16 protein-coding genes are annotated in these 15,504 nt (G+C 66.7%); 7 read left to right on the forward strand and 9 right to left on the reverse strand.

Going from position 1 to position 15,504, the window contains the following annotated elements; all coding sequences use genetic code 11:
• Nucleotides 1–120: 120 nt before the first annotated feature.
• Nucleotides 121–2,013 carry an AI-2E family transporter gene (locus QXZ94_RS19035; RefSeq protein ID WP_315726378.1) on the reverse strand — a complete coding sequence of 631 codons (1,893 nt, stop codon included), beginning with the start codon at nucleotides 2,011–2,013 and terminating at the stop codon, nucleotides 121–123.
• Between QXZ94_RS19035 and QXZ94_RS19040 the strand changes: the two genes are divergently transcribed.
• On the forward strand, nucleotides 1,918–2,121 hold the full coding sequence (locus tag QXZ94_RS19040; RefSeq protein ID WP_315726714.1) for a hypothetical protein: 204 nt from the start codon (nucleotides 1,918–1,920) through the stop codon (nucleotides 2,119–2,121). The two genes, QXZ94_RS19035 and QXZ94_RS19040, sit on opposite strands and share 96 nt — an antisense overlap.
• 222 nt (nucleotides 2,122–2,343) lie before the next feature.
• On the opposite strand, the gene QXZ94_RS19045 is transcribed toward QXZ94_RS19040, so the two are convergent.
• The 4 genes from QXZ94_RS19045 to QXZ94_RS19060 form a co-directional block, all read right to left on the reverse strand.
• A complete protein-coding gene (locus QXZ94_RS19045; RefSeq protein WP_315721709.1) occupies nucleotides 2,344–2,616 on the reverse strand; it encodes an endonuclease domain-containing protein in 273 nt (90 codons plus the stop codon).
• 259 nt (nucleotides 2,617–2,875) lie between these two features.
• A complete protein-coding gene (locus QXZ94_RS19050) occupies nucleotides 2,876–3,196 on the reverse strand; it encodes an antibiotic biosynthesis monooxygenase family protein (RefSeq protein WP_009026294.1) in 321 nt (106 codons plus the stop codon).
• A gap of 130 nt (nucleotides 3,197–3,326) precedes the next feature.
• On the reverse strand, nucleotides 3,327–4,550 hold the full coding sequence (locus QXZ94_RS19055) for a DUF1501 domain-containing protein (RefSeq protein WP_315721710.1): 1,224 nt from the start codon (nucleotides 4,548–4,550) through the stop codon (nucleotides 3,327–3,329).
• Nucleotides 4,547–6,082 (reverse strand): DUF1800 domain-containing protein, encoded by a 1,536-nt coding sequence (locus tag QXZ94_RS19060; protein WP_315721711.1) that lies wholly within the window; start codon nucleotides 6,080–6,082, stop codon nucleotides 4,547–4,549. The genes QXZ94_RS19055 and QXZ94_RS19060 overlap by 4 nt, the downstream gene beginning before the upstream one ends.
• Before the next feature lie 154 nt (nucleotides 6,083–6,236).
• On the opposite strand from QXZ94_RS19060, the gene QXZ94_RS19065 reads away from it, so the two are divergent.
• Nucleotides 6,237–6,446: a cysteine-rich CWC family protein gene (locus QXZ94_RS19065; RefSeq protein ID WP_409998800.1), complete on the forward strand. Its 210-nt coding sequence runs from the start codon at nucleotides 6,237–6,239 to the stop codon at nucleotides 6,444–6,446.
• Nucleotides 6,443–7,126: an HAD family hydrolase gene (locus QXZ94_RS19070; protein ID WP_172112385.1), complete on the forward strand. Its 684-nt coding sequence runs from the start codon at nucleotides 6,443–6,445 to the stop codon at nucleotides 7,124–7,126. Before QXZ94_RS19065 ends, QXZ94_RS19070 begins: the two co-directional genes overlap by 4 nt.
• A 16-nt stretch (nucleotides 7,127–7,142) precedes the next feature.
• On the opposite strand, the gene QXZ94_RS19075 is transcribed toward QXZ94_RS19070, so the two are convergent.
• Nucleotides 7,143–7,763: a helix-turn-helix domain-containing protein gene (locus tag QXZ94_RS19075; RefSeq protein WP_315721713.1), complete on the reverse strand. Its 621-nt coding sequence runs from the start codon at nucleotides 7,761–7,763 to the stop codon at nucleotides 7,143–7,145.
• Nucleotides 7,764–7,862: 99 nt separating this feature from the next.
• On the opposite strand from QXZ94_RS19075, the gene QXZ94_RS19080 reads away from it, so the two are divergent.
• Nucleotides 7,863–8,651, forward strand: a complete 789-nt coding sequence (locus QXZ94_RS19080; RefSeq protein WP_315721714.1) for a crotonase/enoyl-CoA hydratase family protein — start codon at nucleotides 7,863–7,865, stop codon at nucleotides 8,649–8,651.
• Here the strand turns inward: QXZ94_RS19080 and QXZ94_RS19085 are convergent.
• The 3 genes from QXZ94_RS19085 to QXZ94_RS19095 are packed head-to-tail and all read right to left on the reverse strand — an operon-like array spanning nucleotide 8,648 to nucleotide 10,385.
• The gene (locus tag QXZ94_RS19085; RefSeq protein ID WP_315721715.1) at nucleotides 8,648–9,343 is read right to left on the reverse strand and encodes a glutathione S-transferase family protein; all 696 of its coding nucleotides are present in this window, start codon (nucleotides 9,341–9,343) and stop codon (nucleotides 8,648–8,650) included. The genes QXZ94_RS19080 and QXZ94_RS19085 overlap by 4 nt on opposite strands.
• Nucleotides 9,344–9,376: 33 nt before the next feature.
• Entirely contained in the window at nucleotides 9,377–9,613 is a 237-nt protein-coding gene (locus tag QXZ94_RS19090) for a hypothetical protein (RefSeq protein ID WP_315721716.1), read from the reverse strand.
• Nucleotides 9,614–9,620: 7 nt separating this feature from the next.
• Entirely contained in the window at nucleotides 9,621–10,385 is a 765-nt protein-coding gene (locus QXZ94_RS19095) for a sulfite exporter TauE/SafE family protein (protein ID WP_315721717.1), read from the reverse strand.
• Between the two features lie 90 nt (nucleotides 10,386–10,475).
• Between QXZ94_RS19095 and QXZ94_RS19100 the strand changes: the two genes are divergently transcribed.
• The 3 genes from QXZ94_RS19100 to uvrB all read left to right on the forward strand — a co-directional run bounded on the left by QXZ94_RS19100 (nucleotide 10,476) and on the right by uvrB (nucleotide 15,376).
• Nucleotides 10,476–11,399: a LysR substrate-binding domain-containing protein gene (locus tag QXZ94_RS19100; protein WP_315721718.1), complete on the forward strand. Its 924-nt coding sequence runs from the start codon at nucleotides 10,476–10,478 to the stop codon at nucleotides 11,397–11,399.
• A 66-nt stretch (nucleotides 11,400–11,465) separates the two neighbouring features.
• Nucleotides 11,466–11,678 carry a hypothetical protein gene (locus QXZ94_RS19105; protein ID WP_172112391.1) on the forward strand — a complete coding sequence of 71 codons (213 nt, stop codon included), beginning with the start codon at nucleotides 11,466–11,468 and terminating at the stop codon, nucleotides 11,676–11,678.
• A 548-nt stretch (nucleotides 11,679–12,226) separates the two neighbouring features.
• A complete protein-coding gene (gene uvrB, locus QXZ94_RS19115; RefSeq protein WP_315721719.1) occupies nucleotides 12,227–15,376 on the forward strand; it encodes an excinuclease ABC subunit UvrB in 3,150 nt (1,049 codons plus the stop codon).
• The last annotated feature ends 128 nt before the right edge of the window (nucleotides 15,377–15,504 follow it).

The following is a 15,504-nucleotide window of genomic DNA, read 5'->3' on the forward strand; positions in this document are numbered from 1 at the left end:
TTGATCGGCCCCCCGTCACGGATCACGCGCGTCAGCGGTCCCCGTCAGACGCCGTCTCTGACCGGGGCCGCGCTTTTTTGGAGTTGCAGGTGGCGGTGGAGCAGCGGCCGCGACCGAGTCTCATGCAACATTCGTCGTCGGATCCAGCTTGACCGACGGCAACGGCGGAGACGTTCTGGCCTGCGCGGCGTCGATGCACAGCTTGACGGCCTCGCCCATGCTGACCGCGACCAGCTCGGCCTTGGTTGCCTCTTGCAGCGCCTTCACGGCCTGCTCATCGAGATCCGCTGCGCAGCAGACCAACATCACCCTGGCTCTGGGGAGCCGCCGCTTCAAACGACGGACGCTGTAGCGCATATGCGCAACGCCGGAATGGCCGAGGTAGACCAGGCAAGCAATCGCAATTCCTGCCGGCTCGAGCTTGATGACATTCGCCGTCGAAAGCGCCTCCGCTCCCGAAACCTTCGTCCCCAATCCGTGCGCCGAGAGCAGTTGGGCGAGAAGCACCGCAGCGGCTTCATCGATCGGGGTTCGACCAGCCACGCACAGCAGCGGCTGTTCGCTTCGCCACCCATCTGCGAGACTCTCCTTGCTGAGCACCGGCAACGTGTCGACGGCCCCGTTGCTCGCCGAATCGTCGATGGCTGAAGCCGCCTCTGGATCGGTGGTCCTCTCGCCTGTCGCCGCCGGCGCGTCATTCTGGTCGGAGAGATCGACGGTCAACTCGGTCACCGCGTCGCGGATGGTCGCAAGACGGTCGTAGGCGAGCGCGCCTCGTTCGGCGTCCGCCTGGGCCAACTGCAGCCCCTTCACCGCAACCTCGTCGCAATAGGCAATCAACGAGCGCTCCTTGAGATACTCCTCGGCCTTCTCGGCCGCTTCCGTCGGATCGTTTGCGAGCATGCGCTGGTAGAATATCTCGGGAGGGGACAACGCCGGACGATCGCCGAACATGACGTCGAGGAACTCCAGGCGCTCCACATGCCGTCCGATGACGACGAGACAGACCGTCAGCGGGGTCGCCAGCACCAACCCGATGGGGCCCCAGAGAGCGGTCCAGAACGCGGCGGAAACCACCACGGCCACGGGGGACAGACCCGTGCTGCGCCCGTAAACCATCGGTTCGATGACGTGGCCGAGCAGCGGCTCGACGACCACAAACAGCGCCAGCGTCCAGATCAGCATCGTCCAGCCGGGGTCGACCGCTGCCGCCAGCGCGAGCGGAAACGCCGCTGCGATGACCGCGCCGATATAGGGCACGAATCGAAGCGCTGCGGCGAGAATCCCCCAAAGAATGGCGCTGGGAATGCCGATGAGCCACAAGCCGACGCCGATGACGACGCCGAATCCGCCGTTCAGGGCGAGTTGCGTGAGAAACAGCCGGCTGAGCCGGAAGGCGGCGTCGTCGAGCGCCGCGGTGGTGCGCTGCAGGTCCGATGAGCCCGCAAGGCGAATGAGCCGATTCCGCAGATCTTCGCGCTGGAGCAGGATGAAGATGACGAAGATGATGATGATGCCGGTGGTCGCCAGCGGATGAATGAGCGGCGAAATCAGCGTGCGAAGACTGTCCAGGGCGCCGGGATCAGGCTGGCGCACCTCGACCGGAATCGGGGCCACGGGAGCTGACGTCGTCGTGCGCAGTCCACCTGGCGTCCGGGCCTCCGGCTCCTTCGGCTTGTCGAGCTCCTTGCCCAGATCCTTGAGCATGTCCGATGCCCGCTCGAGTGTCCCTCGCCCGGCCTTTGTGTCGCGGAAGGACTGGATCTTGTTGCTCATCGTTGATTGATAGTTCGGCAACTCGCTGGCGAGCTGGGCGAGTTGCGTGGCGAGCAGGCTGCCCAGCGCAAAGATCACCACGAAGGCGAGAACGACCACGCTGACAACGGCCAGCCCCCGCGGAGCACGAAGCCGCTGCAATTGCGCGACCAGCGGCGCCAGCACGAAGCTGAGCAGAATGGCCAGCGCCACGGGAACGAAGATGTCGCGACCGAAATACAGCAGCGCGATGATGATGACCGCAAAAATGGCGACGGCCAAAGCGCTGATCAGGCCGAGAACTTCCTCGGTGGTACGAACCTTGAGCGGCTGCCGGCTGATCATCACCCGATAACAGACGAGTGAGGCTCCAGTTCCCAGGCGGACCTTTCGTCGCATGTGCGCCAACGGCCGCTCCGACCGATAGACCGATCACGCGTTCAACTGCCCCCTTCAGCCGCCGTCTGCGACCGGGGACGCTTTGTGCCGAGAAGGCCGCCACGGGCGCGGTGAGCTCCCTCTCCCCGTTCTTACGGGGAGAGGGTTGGGGTGAGGGGCAGCGGCACGGGAAGTATCAGCTCCAGCTAGCTAATCTTTCGTCGTGAGCTCCTGCTGAATGACAGCAAGCACCCCTTCGATGTTTCCGATAACATCATTGTTCCAGATGCGAAGAACCCGATAGCCTTCGTCCGCCAACCGACGGTCACGAACAGCATCCCGCCTGGACTCGCTGTGTTGACCACCATCGACTTCGACAATCAGACATCTTACACGACAGACAAAGTCGTAGATATAATCAGCGATGGGAAGTTGCCGAACGAACTTGTAACCATCGATCTGGCGGTTGCGGATCCTTCCCAAAGAACCGTCTCCGCTTTCGTCTGGGCGGTACGAAGACGCCGTGCGAATCCAACGGATTTCAGATCTGGGCCTCTCATGTGGCCTGCTCTCAAAAACCGGCAGTAATGAAACTACCAATCCTGCAGTTCGGCAAGATATGAGCGCTGGCGGTCAAAACGATCACCACCCGCGCCGCTGCCCCTCACCCCAACCCTCTCCCCGTGAAGAACGGGGAGAGGGAGCGCACCACCGTCTGGGCGGCAGCGAGAATCAACGAGAGCTACTTCTTCCCGCCCACCGTCTGCCTGACCTCAAAGCCCTCGAACTGCGGCGGGCCGAGATAGAGCGGCTTGTTGTCGCCGGCGCCCTTGTGGGCCATGCGGAAGGCTTCGGATTTGGTCCAGTCCTCGAAGGCGGTCTTCGAGGCCCAGATCGTGTGCGAGGCGTAGAGCGTGTGGTCTTCGGCCTCGGGGCCCTTCAGCAGATGAAACTCGACGAAGCCGGGCACCTTGTCGAGATGGCTGTCGCGCGACAGCCAGACCTGCTCGAAGGCGGCTTCCGAGCCCTTGGCGACGCGAAAACGATTCATGGCGATGAACATGGATATATCTCCTGGATGTTGTGCCGCAGCGCCCAGGGATAGCAGACTTCACGCAACGATGCGCCTGCCGCATTCGTCGCTGATGCGGCGATGTCTTGAACATCCGGCGGCAGCGCCGACCGACACAGCCTCAGGCGATGAGCCCCTTGATCGGCTTCACCGCCGCGCTCTCCGGAAACACCACGCCGCCGAGGACATTCTCGTTCAATCCGAGATGATCGGTGAGCACGCCCTTGAACACGGCGCGCAGATCGGTGGTCGGCGCGAGGTCGCGGCCCTGATAGAGACTCGCCAGCTTCAGCGTCGGCCAGTCGGCGATGACGCGTCCTCCCTTCACCGCGCCACCGGCGAGCAATGCGATGGTGCCGGTGCCATGGTCGGTCCCCTGCGTGCCGTTGATCCGCGCCGTACGACCGAACTCGGTCGCGACGACGACCACCGTGTCGCGCCAGCGCGGCCCGAGGCCGGCTTCGAATTCCGCGAGCGCGCCATCGAGTCCCGACAGCAGCTGTGCCAGCCGGCCGACCGCGCCGCCTTCATTGGCATGCGTGTCCCAGCCATCGAACGCCAGCGCCGCGATCCGCGGTCCGTCATCGGCGGCGATCAGTTTCGCGGCACCACGCGCGACCTGGCGCATCGCCGCGATCTGATTGCCGCCCGGCCTGGGCTTCATGTCGTCGCCGAACGCCACCTTCTCCAGCTTCAGCCCCTGCGACAGAGCAGACGCCAGCGCGGGATCACGATGCGTGTAAAGGTCGACCAGGCGCATCGCGGTGTCGTCGTCGGCCTGCGGCAAGGTCACCGGGGCCCAGCCGACGATGGGAGCCGCACCGCGCAGCACCAGCGGCGCCGTCGGTCCAACCGCGAGCCCGCCGGAGACGCGCGGCCCGCGCGGCAGCGCTTCAATGGCGCGATTGAGCCAGCCGGACTGCACCCGGCCCGGTCCGGCAAAGCCGCTTTCGAGCACGTCCTGACCATCGAAATGCGAGCGCTCGCGATACGGCGTGGCGACCGCATGGATCACGGCGGCCTTGTTGTCACGGTACATGCGCGCGAATTCCGGCATCGACGGATGCAGCGCAAAGAACGAGTCGAGCGGCAGCGCAGGGTGCGGTCCATCGGCCGCAAGTGCGATCGCGCCATGCAGCCCCGCATAGTCGGGGTCGCCGATCGGCGCAACGGTGGCGAGCCCGTCGAGCGCACCGCGCAGGATCACGACGATCAGCCGTGGATCGCGATAACCGGCAGCGCGGGCGAATTTCGGCAAGTGGGCCCAGGCGGCGAAGGAGGCGCCCGCCAGCATCAATTGCCGGCGCGAGGGCAGCAGCGAGGTCGTGATCCGCTCCATCGTCATCTCCTCTGGAATTCCGGCGACATCAGGAGCAGCGCCAGCGCCTGCTGGCGCGACTCCGCCCGCTCGATCGTGCGCCGCGTTTCGGCCGAGGTCGCACTGCCCGCGGCGAGATCGAGCAGGTCGCGCGGATCGAGATTGTTGCCGAGACGTGACGCAAGCTGTGCCGAGATGTCGAGCCGCAGCTTCATGCCTTCCGGCGCGGCCCACATCGCGTTGCTATCGGCAAATCCATTTGGACCGGCCGGCGCCCATAGCGGCTGGCCGAGCGTGTTCAGCGAATTGAGATAGAAGCCGGGATCCTCGGGCACGCGCGCCAGCAGCCGGCCGCCGGCGACGAGAAACTCGTAGGGCGAGCGGATCTTGGTCAGCGGCGCCGACCAGGCCTCATCGGAATCGAGCAGGGCCAACGTCACCGCCTTGAGATCCCCGTCGGTCGTTCTGAACGCGGCCTCGAGGCGGGTGACGAGCGCGGGCGGCGGATCATCGGCGACGAAATGACGGGCGAGCTTGGTGGCAATGAACTTCGCCGTGGACGCGTGGCGCGCGAGGTCGGCGAGAGCAGCCTCGCCCTGCGCAAGGCCGTTATCCTGATAGATCTTGCCGAGCAGGGTCTGCGGCCCTGGCTGATGCGCATTGACGTTGAACACGAAGCTGCCGGGCGCGGCGTTGCGGCTGTTGCGGCCGGCAAAGCTCCAGCCCGTGATGATGCGCGCCAGCGACGTCACGTCCTGCTGGGTATAGCCGCCACCAACGCCGAGCGTATGCAGCTCCATGATCTCGCGCGCGAGATTCTCGTTGAGTCCGCGCTTGCGGTTCTGGCCGGCCCGCGAGTCCGGCCCGAGCGAGTCCTGGTTGTCGAGAAAGAACAACATCGCCGGATGCTGCTCGACCGCCTTCAGCATGTCGGCGAAGCGCCCGAGCACGTGCGGCCTGATGGCTTCGCGCTCGAACGCGCCCGCCCACATCCGCGCCAGTTCGCCCTTGGCGGCGGAGATGCAGAAATGATTCGACCAGAACGCCACCAGGCGCTCGGTGATGCCGCAATCGGCGAGCACGGCGCGCTGGAGTCGCGCCAGCGCTTCGGCGCGAAAGGTCTTCTGGACGACGTTGGGCGGCTGCTGCGGCGGTGCCGGCTTCGCAGGAGCAGCCTGCATCGCCGGCGCAGCTTCACCGGCCGCCGCCATGCCGGCACTCGGCGACGCTGCCGCCGGCGGCACGGCCACCGGCATGTCGGCTGCATTCATCGACAGGCCGCGCGTCTGGCCCGGCTGCTCCGGTGCCGCCTCCGACTTCGCCGCCGCCTCGCGGGCTCGTTTCACCTCGTCCTGATAGGCAAAGACGGCGTCCGCGAGCGCGGGCGTGGCCAGCAGACCCGGCACCTCCAGCAGCGCGCCATTGGGCCGCAGGAGTTCGGCCTTGACGAAGCCGCGCGGATCCGACGCCGCGTTGACGAAATCGCCCGAGGCGCCGCCACGCGCGCCTAAGCCGAAGCGGTTCAACGCCACGAGGGCCGCCTGGGGATCACGGGCCATGCCTCGTCCTCATCAAATCCTGCGCCAGAATGAGTGCGCCGACCTCGTGAATGGGTTCGACACCGGCGCGCTGGCGCCCTGTGCAGCCCGGCACTATACTTGCGGCAGCAGATGAACCGGGCATGAAAAGGACCGATCGGACGTGGTTCCGAAGGTGACAAATCGTTTAGCAAACGTTACCGCGCGAAAACTCGCTTGTGAGTCGTGCGGGACGGAATTCACGTGCGATCCCGAGGGCGTCTGCTGGTGCTTCGAGGAGTCCATCCGCCTGCCCTTGCCGAAGGCCGGGCAGAGCCCGTTCAAGGACTGCCTGTGCGTCCATTGCCTGAAGCGGCTGGCCGGCGAGGCGGAGCGGAGCTCATGACGCGGTGGCAGGTCGACGCCGTCCTGCTCGACATGGACGGCACGCTGCTCGACACCGAGAAGGTCTATCTCGAAGCATCGATCGCCGCGTTCAACGCCCTCGGCTATAGCGAAGGCGTGACCGAGCTCTGCCACGCCATGATCGGCATTCCCGGCCCCGACAACGAGCGGACGCTGCGCGACCATTTCGGCGACAACTTTCCGCTCGTTGAAGTCAATCGCCTGTTCGCCGCCAAGACCATCGAGATCCTGGATGCCGGCATGCCGCTGAAGCCGGGCGTGCTGACGCTGCTCGATGCGATCGAGGCAGCCGGCCTGCCCAAAGCCGTCGTCACCTCGTCCTCGCGCCGCACCGCGTCCGAGCACCTGCGGCTCGCGCGCATCGACCACCGCTTCGATGCGGTGCTGACCCGCGACGACGTCAGTCGCGCCAAGCCGCATCCCGACCTTTATCTGCTCGCCGCCGAGCGGTTGCGGACGCGCGCGCCGGCCTGCGTGGCGATCGAGGATTCCAACCCCGGCGTCGCCGCGGCCCACGCCGCCGGCGCGATCACGCTGATGGTGCCGGACATCGTGCCGCCGACCGACGAGACGCGCGCGAAATGCGAAGCCGTGTTGCCGGATCTCGACGCCGTCCGCGAGATGCTGGGATTGCGCCTGCAGTTCGTGCCGCCGACATAGACCGCGTCTGGCCGGTTCACCGCGCGGCAGGCGGCCGGCGTGGGGCCGCGGATTTCGCGCGTCGCGCCAGCGCCGCAGTCGTCAGCGCCCGCGCGGCCTCACCCGCGGTCTCCATGTAGCTGGCATCACGATGCAGCAGCACGACCGCGAACGATCCGTCGAGCAGCAGCAGCATCTGCCGCGCCAGCTCGCCTGACGCCGCGATGCCGGCGGCTTCGAACGTCGTCTGCAGCCAGGCCTCGAACTTCTTCTTGTGCGCGGCGCCGATCCTGATCGCGGGATGGCCGGGCAGATTGGCGAGCTCGGCCGTCGTGCGCAGGAAGCCGCAGCCGCGCCATTTCGGATGTCGAGCAGCCCGAGCAAGCTGACGGAAGATCGCGGCGACCTTGTCCGGCAACGCACCCTCACCGTCATCGAACCAGCGCTTGAACAGCTCAAGGTTCGGCTGGTCGCGCGCGGCGAGATAGGCCGCGACGAGATCGTCCTTGCTGCGGAAATGATAGTACAGCGTCTTCTTGGTGATGCCGGCCTTCTCGGCCACCGCATCGACGCTGACGGCGCGGATGCCCTCGGCATAGAACAGCCGGCTCGCCGCGGCGAGGATGCGCGTGCGGGTCGGATCGGACGAACGGGCCATGACTGCGCTCATGCCAATGTATACTGACCAGTGAATATACCTTGCGCGCCGGCCCGCCTAGTCTTGGCGGCATCACCTGCCAGCCTAGAGAGGCGCCTCATGGCCGATCCCATCCTGCTCGACATCTCCGACCGCATCGCCCTGCTCACGCTCAACCGGCCGGAGCGGCTGAATGCGCTCAGCTACGCCCTGATCGATGCGCTGATGGCCGCGCTCGACCGCATCGAGACGGATACCGGCATCAGGGCCGTGATCCTGACCGGCGCCGGCGACCGTGCCTTCTCTGCAGGCGCCGACATCGACGAATTCTCCGACAGCGTCCGCCAGGGGCGCGCCACCGCGCTGCGCGACTTCGTGCGGCGCGGCCAGGCGATGATCGCGCGGCTGGAGGCGTTCAGGAAGCCGATCATCGCCGCGGTGAACGGGCTTGCGTTCGGCGGCGGCTGCGAGATCACCGAGGCGGTGCATCTGGCCGTGGCCAGCGCGCGCGCCAGCTTCGCCAAGCCGGAGATCCGGCTCGGCATGCCGCCGACCTTCGGCGGCACGCAGCGGCTGCCGCGGCTGATCGGACGCAAGCGCGGGCTCGAGCTGCTGCTGACCGGCGATCCCTGTCCGGCGCGGCGCGCGCTCGACATCGGCCTCGTCAACGCGGTGGTGCCGCATGACGAGCTGCTGCCGGCCGCCCGCGCGCTCGCCCAGCGCATCATCCGCCATGGTCCGGACGCCGTCGCCAGCGTGATCACCGCGGCGACGCGCGGCCTCAACATGACGATCGGCGAAGGGCTGCAGGTCGAAGCCGAGCAGTTCGCGAGCCTGGTCGGCGGCCGCGACCTGACGGAAGGCCTGGCGGCGTGGTGCGAACGCCGGCCGCCGCGGCTGTCTCGCTAGACCGGAAATCCCGGCGACTTGCGCGCCAGCCCGTCGAATGCATCGAGCAGCCGCTCGCGCCAGGCGTAGACGCTGTCCGTCTCCTCCAGCAGCTTGAACGGGCTGACCACGCGGGCCCATTGGAAGCCGCCGAACACGATGTAGTCGGCATAGTCTGGCGCATGGCCGCCGATGAAGGGCTGCGCCTTCAAGGTCTGGCGCAGCGGCTCCAGCGATTTGCGGAAGCCGATCACCGCCTGGTCGCGCGGCGCCATGACCTCTTCCAGCCGTTTGCCGAACCGCGCCTCGCGCGAGGTGCGGAAATAGGCTGCGTCCTCGGGCGCGAGGTTCTTCGGGATATCGGCGATGATCAGCGGGAAGATGCCGCCAACGATTGCGATGTCGCCCCACGCATTCATGAAGCGCGCCATCGCGTGGCCGCCGGCGCCGCCGAACAGCGAGGGCCGATCGGGATAAGTGTCTTCGAGATAGCCGGCGATCACCCAGGAATCGACGATCGTGCGGTCGCCGTCGAGCAGCACCGGCACCTTCTCCGAACCATGCGGCGCGAGCGCGCTCTTCTCGGTGAAGCGCCAGGGGATCGTCTCCGCGGTCAGTCCCTTGTGCGCCAGCGCCATGCGGGTCCGCCAGCAGAACGGGCTGAACGGGCGCCCGGCATCGGTGCCCACGAGTTCGAACAGCTTCAGTGACATGCTTCGGTCCCCTCTCCCTGCGAGGAGAACGTTCTAGCTCACGACTCGGCTATTGTCGCGCAGCAGCTGCGTGCCGGCCTCGGTGACGGCGATGACGCCGCCGCCCGCGGCCGGCCTGCGCGCGACATAGCCGGCGTCGGCGGCATCCTCCCAGATCGTCAGCCGCGGACAGCTCGTCCGCCACGTCTCGATCACCTCCGCATGGCTGCGCGGCTCCCGAGCGATCCACTCGACGAAATCGAGCACCAGGGCATCGGCTGATCCAGTCATGGCTACCTCATTCGGCTGCAATGGAGCTTTGCGCGATCACCAGCAGCCAGCCGCCGTAAAGAATGTAGTAGCTCGCCACTGCCGTGATGATGCGGTTGGCCCAGACCCGGAACTGCTGCTCGCTCATCGCTTCGAGGATGCGCCGCGCCAGGGTGGTGCCGAGCATCGACGCCGCGATCGCCACGGCCGCGAGCACCGGATCGAGCTGCGCCGCCTGGTCGATGATGCCGCCGAAATAGATCAGCTTGGTGAGATGGCTCGCGACCTGGCAGGTCGCCTTGGTGGCGACGATCGACTTGCGGTCGAACCGCGCGCCGAGGAAGAAGGTGTCGAGCAGCGGGCCGGACACGCCGGTCATCAGCATCAGCCCCATGCAGATCATGCCGTAGACCGCGCCCTGCCACACGCTGTCCGGATCGGGCTTGAGGCCGGCCGGCATCAGCCGCGCCAGGAACGGCGTGATGCCGAGCAGCAGCAGCGCAACCGGCTTGTCCGGCACGTATCGGATCAGCGACCACAGGCCGAGCGCCAGCGCGCAGCCGATCAGATACACCGCGACAGGCCGCCAGCGGATGTGCCGCCGCCACAGCACCGCGCGCCAGCCGTTGGAGGCCATCTGCGTGATCGCATGCAGCACCATCGCCGCCGGCAACGGCATGATGGCCAAGAGCACGCCGATCAGGACCAGCCCGCCCGCCATGCCGAACAGCCCCGACAGGAACGCCGTCGCGACCATCAGCAATCCGAGCGCTGCAATCAGGACGGGCGTCATGGCTGATCTCCTCTGCACGCACAGTGTCGCACTGGCGGCGGCGGCACAAACCGAGTTATCTTGCCCTGCATCAGTTTTCCTGAGGGCGGCATGCGGCGGCTTCTGTTCCTGAACGGCATCAAGGCATTCGAGGCGGCGGCGCGCACCGGCAGCTTCGCGGCGGCCGGCAGCGAGCTCAACGTCTCCGCGGCCGCGATCAGCCGCATGGTCAACCTGCTCGAGCAGCGGCTCGGCGTCGTGCTGTTCGAGCGCAAGGCCAACCGGCTGGCGCTGACCGCCACCGGCCGCGCCTACCAGAGCGGGCTGACGCCGATCTTCGATGCGCTGTCGAGCCTGACCGCGCAGATCATGGCGCCGTCGTCGATGCGCGTGCTGACGCTCGGCGTCGGCCCGACCTTCGCGATGAAATGGCTGATCCCGCGGCTGGCGGATTTCAGCACCGAGGAGCCGGACATCGAGGTGCGCATCACCACCGGCGGCGCGGCGGTGCCGTTCGGCGACGATTGGAGCTGCGGCATCAAGCTCGGCGACGGCGCCTGGCCCGGCCTCGTCGCCGAGCCGCTGTTCGCCGCCGATCTCGTGCCGGTGTGCACGCCGCGGCTTGCGGCGACGCTGAAGCGGCCGGCCGATCTCAAGGGTCCGAGCCTGCTGCGGGTGTCGCACGCGGCCGAGGACTGGTCGCTGTGGCTGAAGGCCGCCGGCGTCACCCGCGTGACCGCACGCGGCACCGAGTTCCAGTACTACGGCCATGCGCTGCAGGCCGCGATCGACGGACTCGGCGTCGCCATGGGCATCCGCCCCTACATCGATGACGATCTCGCCGCGGGACGCCTGGTTGCACCGTTCGCGCTGACCGTCCCAAAAGGCGAGCGCTGGTATCTGGTCTATCGCAGCTTCCAGGCCGGACAGCGCGATTTTTCAGCGTTTCGGCGCTGGATCATGCGCGCGGCCGCGCAATCCGCCACACGGAACGCTCAGCGGAAGGATACTGTCAAAAAAGACACTGCGGTGTGAACCCGTTCACACTTGGCCAGACGTATTCATGCTGTCATTGCCGTTCGGGACATCCAGGACTGGGCAATGACGTACTTGTACGAGGACTTCGCCATCGAGCCGTTCGAAGCAGGAAAAGGCTTGTGGCACGCGCGGATTCGTCGCGCTGACATGACTCCGGTGGTGATCAATGGTGTTTCGTTCCCATCTCTCGAAGTCGGCTTTGCCTGGTCGGATGCGGACATGGCGATCGCCGATGCAAAGAGCCACATCGACCGGTTCCGGAAACGCTGGGGATAGTGCGACGAAATTACAGCCGACGGAGGATATCGATCGAACCCCGGGAAAAGACGGATAGCGCAGCGTGGAGCAATCTCAGAGAGTGTCATCTCCAACTGTCCACCCCTGCGCCCTACGGTTCCGAGCCGCCATTCACAACGCCAATTCGAAATGCCGAGTGTATTCGTAATGCGGACTGCAATTCATGGCTGAGCCTGCCGTCAAACACCTCACTTATTCGGTTCGCACGCGATGCCCGGACTGTGATGCGGAACTGAGCATCCTCAGCGTCATCAATGGTCGCGGCGGCTCTGAGTACTGGGCCCTGCAATGCGTCGCCTGTCACGGCGTCCATCTCGACATCGTCGAGCCTCCCACCCGGCATTAGCCGTCATCCGCGGCGCCGCTCGCTCCGGTGCCCATCAATCCGGCGATCGCTCCCCAGGGCGATCGCCGGTTCATGACCCGCGACTTGTCCACAGATCCTGCTGCCACCATGCTGTCAGCAAGGCGGTGGGTGGCCCGCGATCGCTCTTTCATGTCGGCTCCATCAGTCCCATATTCCGCCCATGGCGAAGACCCCCGACACCCCGAAGAAGCCCGGCCGCACACCGAAATCGAAGGCGCATCGCCCGGACGTTCAGCCGATCGCGCCGGCACTCGCCGAGCTGCTCAACCCCGCCATCAATCGCGGCGAGAGCGGGATCGGGTCCTCGACCGGACTGACGCCGCCGCCCGACAATTCCTGGGACCGCCGCAGCGGCGGCGAGGCCGCAGCGCACCGGGCGCGCGTGTCGACCAGGGACAAGAGCGCCGACGTTGCAAGCCGCGATTCGGCGAACCGCTCGATGCCGTTGCGGCCGAATCCGCAGCCCAGCGGTGCGCGTCGGGCTGAGGTCGCGGGCGACGGCGAGGAGCGGGCCGGTCTGTCCGAAGCCCCGCAGGCCAATTACGGCACGGCGGCCACCATCCCGACGCTCGATCCCGAGCTGGCGCGGCAGCTCGGCCTGCCGACGGCCGAGGACGACGACGAGGCCCTGGCGCGCCCGCCGCGCAACAAGATGGAGGCGCTCGGCGTCAAGGCCACGGCGGAAGCTTTGGAGTCGCTGATCCGCGAAGGCCGTCCCGAGTTCCGCAAGGACGACGGCAGCTTGCGAGTGTGGACTCCGCACCGGCCGCCACGTCCGGAGAAGAGCGAAGGCGGCGTCCGCTTCGAGATCAAGTCCGCCTACGAGCCGAAGGGCGATCAGCCGCAGGCGATCAAGGAACTGGTCGAGGGCATCGCCCGCAACGACCGTACCCAGGTTCTGCTCGGCGTCACCGGTTCGGGCAAGACCTACACCATGGCCAAGGTGATCGAGGCGACGCAGCGTCCGGCGATCATCCTGGCGCCGAACAAGACGCTGGCCGCGCAGCTCTATGGCGAGTTCAAGAGCTTCTTCCCGGACAACGCGGTGGAGTACTTCGTCTCCTATTACGACTACTACCAGCCCGAGGCCTACGTCCCCAGAACCGACACCTATATCGAGAAGGACTCCTCGATCAACGAGCAGATCGACCGCATGCGCCACGCCGCGACGCGCGCGCTGCTGGAGCGCGACGACGTCATCATCGTCGCCTCGGTGTCCTGCATCTACGGTATCGGCTCGGTCGAGACCTACACCGCGATGACCTTTGCGCTGAAGAAGGGCGAGCGCATCGACCAGCGCCAGCTGATCGCCGACCTCGTCGCTTTGCAATACAAGCGCACCCAGCACGACTTTACCCGCGGCACCTTCCGTGTGCGCGGTGACGTCGTCGACATCTTCCCGGCGCACTATGAGGACCGCGCCTGGCGCGTGAACCTGTTCGGCGACACCGTGGAGAATATAGAGGAGTTCGATCCGCTCACCGGTCACAAGCAGGACGAGCTGGAGTTCATCAAGGTCTACGCCAATTCGCACTATGTGACCCCGCGCCCGACTCTGGTGCAGGCGATCAAGTCGATCAAGCATGAGCTCAAGATCCGGCTCGACCAGCTGCACGCGCAGGGCCGCCTGCTCGAGGCGCAGCGGCTGGAGCAGCGCACCACCTTCGACATCGAGATGATGGAGGCGACCGGCAGTTGCGCCGGCATCGAGAACTACTCGCGCTATCTCACGGGGCGCCTGCCCGGCGAGCCGCCGCCGACCTTGTTCGAATACGTCCCCGACAACGCGCTGGTGTTCGCCGACGAGAGCCACGTCACCATCCCGCAGATCGGCGGCATGTTCCGCGGCGACTTCCGCCGCAAGGCAACCCTCGCCGAATACGGCTTCCGCCTGCCCTCCTGCATGGACAATCGCCCGCTGCGCTTCGAGGAGTGGGACATGATGCGGCCGCAGACGGTCGCGGTGTCGGCGACGCCGAGCGGCTGGGAGCTCAACGAGGCCGGCGGCGTGTTCGTCGAGCAGGTCATCCGCCCGACCGGACTGATCGATCCTCCCGTCAACATTCGCCCCGCCCGCACCCAGGTCGACGATCTCCTCGGCGAGGTCCGCGCCGCCGCGCAGAAGGGCTACCGCTCGCTGATCACGGTGCTGACCAAGCGCATGGCCGAGGACCTCACCGAATATCTGCACGAGCAGGGCATCCGCGTCCGCTACATGCACAGTGACATCGACACCATCGAGCGCATCGAGATCATCCGCGATCTCCGCTTGGGCGCGTTCGACGCGCTGGTCGGCATCAACCTGCTGCGCGAGGGCCTCGACATTCCCGAATGCGCGCTGGTCGCGATCCTCGACGCCGACAAGGAAGGCTTTCTGCGCAGCGAGACCTCGCTGATCCAGACCATCGGCCGCGCCGCGCGCAACGTCGACGGCAAGGTGATCCTCTATGCCGACCAGATGACCGGCTCGATGGAGCGCGCCATCGCCGAGACCAATCGCCGCCGCGAGAAGCAGGTCGAGTACAACACCATCAATGGCATCACGCCGGAGAGCGTCAAGAAGTCGATCGGCGACATCCTCAACTCGGTCTACGAGCGCGACCACGTGCTGATCGAAACCGGCGGCGGCACCGCCACCGACGACGCGATCTCGATCGGGCACAATTTCGAGACGGTGCTGGCCGATCTCGAAACCCGCATGCGCGAGGCCGCTGCCGATTTGAACTTCGAGGAAGCCGCCCGCCTCCGCGACGAGGTCAAGCGCCTGCGCGCCACCGAGCTCGCCGTCGTCGACGATCCCACCGCCAAGCAGCGCACCGTCCAGGGCAAGGCCGGTGCCTACGCCGGCGCCAAGAAGTACGGCGACGCCGCCAATCTGCCGACCACGGCGATGAAGGGCCGCGGCGCGGCCGCGCGCGGCGGTGCGAAGTCCCGCGAGCGCGACCCGCTGGCGCCCTCGATGGACGAAATCCTCGGTGGCGGCTCCCGCCGCGAAGACGGTCCCTCCGCCCCCTCTCCCCGTCCTTCACGGGGTCGGGACGAGCGAAGCTCGCCCTTGGAGGGTCGGGGTGAGGGGCGCCCCACGGGGACTCCCTCCACCTCCAAAGTCCACAAACCCCATCTCGACGAGATGCACGGCCCGGAATCCCTCCCCTACCGCCCCAACGCCAAGCTGCCGCCAAAACCGTTCGGCAGCAGCAGCAAGATCATCCAGCCGACCAACTCCCGCGAGTCGGGCCCGGAGTTCGGCCCCGCGCCACGCTCGACCGGCGGCGCACCGGGCAAGCGTGGCGGGTGGAAGAAGCGTTAGGTTGCTCAAACGCAGGGCGTGCTCGCCGAGAGGCTGGCGGACTGCGCTGCGCTAATCCGCCCTACGGGACGGTGCGTAGGGCGGATTAGGCGAAGCGGTAATCCGCCGCCACGCAGACTCCATCGGCG

It is taken from the genome of Bradyrhizobium sp. SZCCHNS2022 (assembly GCF_032377575.1).
Classification (GTDB): domain Bacteria; phylum Pseudomonadota; class Alphaproteobacteria; order Rhizobiales; family Xanthobacteraceae; genus Bradyrhizobium; species Bradyrhizobium aeschynomenes.

What these genes read in the sequence shown, in the direction of transcription:
- QXZ94_RS19070 (WP_172112385.1), top strand. Translation starts at nt 6,443, where the DNA reads ATGACGCGGTGGCAGGTCGACGCCGTCCTGCTCGACATGGACGGCACG.
- QXZ94_RS19050 (WP_009026294.1), bottom strand. Translation starts at nt 3,196, where the DNA reads ATGTTCATCGCCATGAATCGTTTTCGCGTCGCCAAGGGCTCGGAAGCC.
- QXZ94_RS19105 (WP_172112391.1), top strand. Translation starts at nt 11,466, where the DNA reads ATGACGTACTTGTACGAGGACTTCGCCATCGAGCCGTTCGAAGCAGGA.
- QXZ94_RS19095 (WP_315721717.1), bottom strand. Translation starts at nt 10,385, where the DNA reads ATGACGCCCGTCCTGATTGCAGCGCTCGGATTGCTGATGGTCGCGACG.
- QXZ94_RS19100 (WP_315721718.1), top strand. Translation starts at nt 10,476, where the DNA reads ATGCGGCGGCTTCTGTTCCTGAACGGCATCAAGGCATTCGAGGCGGCG.
- QXZ94_RS19075 (WP_315721713.1), bottom strand. Translation starts at nt 7,763, where the DNA reads ATGGCCCGTTCGTCCGATCCGACCCGCACGCGCATCCTCGCCGCGGCG.
- QXZ94_RS19090 (WP_315721716.1), bottom strand. Translation starts at nt 9,613, where the DNA reads ATGACTGGATCAGCCGATGCCCTGGTGCTCGATTTCGTCGAGTGGATC.
- QXZ94_RS19055 (WP_315721710.1), bottom strand. Translation starts at nt 4,550, where the DNA reads ATGACGATGGAGCGGATCACGACCTCGCTGCTGCCCTCGCGCCGGCAA.
- QXZ94_RS19080 (WP_315721714.1), top strand. Translation starts at nt 7,863, where the DNA reads ATGGCCGATCCCATCCTGCTCGACATCTCCGACCGCATCGCCCTGCTC.
- uvrB (WP_315721719.1), top strand. Translation starts at nt 12,227, where the DNA reads ATGGCGAAGACCCCCGACACCCCGAAGAAGCCCGGCCGCACACCGAAA.
- QXZ94_RS19085 (WP_315721715.1), bottom strand. Translation starts at nt 9,343, where the DNA reads ATGTCACTGAAGCTGTTCGAACTCGTGGGCACCGATGCCGGGCGCCCG.
- QXZ94_RS19060 (WP_315721711.1), bottom strand. Translation starts at nt 6,082, where the DNA reads ATGGCCCGTGATCCCCAGGCGGCCCTCGTGGCGTTGAACCGCTTCGGC.